This is a genomic window from Kitasatospora sp. NPDC091257 (genome assembly GCF_044757675.1).
Taxonomy (GTDB): Bacteria; Actinomycetota; Actinomycetes; order Streptomycetales; family Streptomycetaceae; genus Kitasatospora; species Kitasatospora lactacystinica.
The window spans coordinates 1-1,905 of the sequence record NZ_JBIVVI010001486.1 but is presented as its reverse complement, the minus strand read 5'-3'; the positions used below and the strand labels follow the sequence as shown (position 1 = coordinate 1,905).

General features: G+C 73.2%; 2 protein-coding genes. Both read right to left on the bottom strand.

Annotation, left to right across the window (positions count from 1 at the left end; all coding sequences use genetic code 11):
* Nucleotides 1-184: 184 nt before the first annotated feature.
* Nucleotides 185-592 (bottom strand): hypothetical protein, encoded by a 408-nt coding sequence (locus ACIQOV_RS39595; RefSeq protein ID WP_401055751.1) that lies wholly within the window; start codon nt 590-592, stop codon nt 185-187.
* A gap of 58 nt (nt 593-650) precedes the next feature.
* Nucleotides 651-1,874, bottom strand: a complete 1,224-nt coding sequence (locus ACIQOV_RS39590; RefSeq protein WP_387736214.1) for an amino acid deaminase/aldolase — start codon at nt 1,872-1,874, stop codon at nt 651-653.
* Nucleotides 1,875-1,905: the final 31 nt, after the last annotated feature.

Here is a 1,905-nt window from a genome sequence, read left to right as displayed (position 1 = left end):
CCCGTTCGGGGGCCGCCGGCCCGGCGCACGGCCCCCGGCCAGAGCGTAGGATTGGTCTGGACCAGATGGCAATAGCCGCGCGTACTGTGCTTGTTGACGGACTGTAGGCCCCCGAGCAGCGCAAAGGCCCGACGGACGGCCGTGGTTAGCCGTTCCATCGGGCCCCGTTAAGGCTCCGGAAAGGTCAGAGGTTCAGACTGTTGATCGTGTGAGCCTGGACGACCTTGCCGTGGATCTTGGCGTTTCCGCTGATCTCGTTGTGCACCGTGCCGGGCGCCCGATCGGGTCGATCCGGTGCGAACTCGTCGAGGATCGCCTGGAGTTCGGCCACCATGGTCCGGTCGTTGGCCAGCAGTCGGCGTAGCTTCGGCTCCCACTCGCCCTGTGCGCTCTGGGCGGCGACCTCGCGGCCGTCTTCCGGTGTCGCGATCAACTCGGCCTGGGTTTCGTCCAGTTCCTCGGAGACCGACTCCGCCCTGCGACCGAACATCGCGGCAACGCGCGGCTTGACCCGTTCCCAGGCCGAGGTGACCATGAGGCCGGCCAGAACGGTCGCGCCCCTTGTGGCGATCTCCGTGATCTCGGGTTCCATACCGCCCCCTTGTTGTTCGTGGTGTCGGCACCACGGTAGGGCAGAGCCGGACGAAGCGTCAGAGGAACGTCCTGCCCTCGCCCCGGTACGTCGGCACGGTCCGTACGATCCGGTCGTCCTCGATCAGGTGCAGCTCGGCGAAGCGTTCGCACAGCTCACCCGCCTTGGCGTGCCGGAACCAGACCCGGTCGCCGATCAGCAGGTCGTCCGCCGCGGAGCCGAGCAGCGGGGTCTGCACCTCCCCGGCGCCCTCCATCGGGTCGTAGCGCAGCCCGGCCGGCAGGTACGGCACCGGCGAGCGGTCCGGGCCGGCCGCGCCGGAGGCCGGGTAGCCGCCGCCGAGGACGGTCACCACGCCGAGGCCGGGGCGGCGCACCACCGGCTGGCCGAAGAGCGCGGCCGGGCGGCCCCGGAACGTGCGGTAGTTGTCGAACAGCTGCGGCTGGTACAGCCCGGAGCCGGCCGCGACCTCGGTGACGGCGCGTTCGGCCACGGTGGACTCCACGCTGCCGGTGCCGCCGCCGTTGACGAACTCCAGGTCGGCCACCTGTCGCAGTCGCCGGACCGTCGCCGCGCGCCGCTCGGCCAGCTCGGCCCGGGCCTTGGCCTGCATCAGCCGGATCAGCCCGGAGCGCACCGGCCGGCCGGGCACCCGGTCGCCCACCCCGGCGACGTGCCCCTCGTACGCCATCAGGCCGACCACCCGGAAGCCCCGGCGGCGCTGGACGAGCTCGGCGAAGGCGCCGAGGTCCTCGGGGGTGCGCAGCGGTGAGCGCCGGGCGCCCACCCGGACCCGGCCGCCGAGCAGGTGCAGCGAGGTGTCCAGTTCCAGGCAGACCCGCACCTCGGCGTCGCCGCCGCGGGCCCGGTCGATCAGGTCCAGTTGGGCCGGGTCGTCCAGCACCACGGTGATCTCGCGGGCGGCCCCGGGGTCGGCGGTCAGCTCGGCGAAGCCGGCCCGGTCGGCGGAGGGGTAGGCGAGCAGGATGTCGCGGACGCCGGTGCGGGCCAGCCAGAGCGACTCGTCCAGGGTGAAGCTCATCACCCCGAGGAAGCCGTCCACGGCCAGCGCCCGCTCCAGCAGCGCCCGGCAGCGGATCGACTTGCTGGCCAGCCGGATCGGCTTGCCGCCCGCCCGGCGGACCAGGTCGGCCGCGTTCGCGTCGAACGCGGCGAGGTCCACGACGGCCACCGGCCCGTCCAGGTGGGCGGTGGCGCGGTCGTACCGGAGGCGGTCGGAGACCGGGGCGGGCGCGGTCGCGGGTGCGTCGAGGATCACCATGGGCGCAGGGTGCCACACCGCGCTACCGGTG

Excerpts from the sequence above, each read along its gene's own strand:
- ACIQOV_RS39595 (WP_401055751.1), bottom strand. The coding sequence starts at position 592 with ATGGAACCCGAGATCACGGAGATCGCCACAAGGGGCGCGACCGTTCTG.
- ACIQOV_RS39590 (WP_387736214.1), bottom strand. The coding sequence starts at position 1,874 with ATGGTGATCCTCGACGCACCCGCGACCGCGCCCGCCCCGGTCTCCGAC.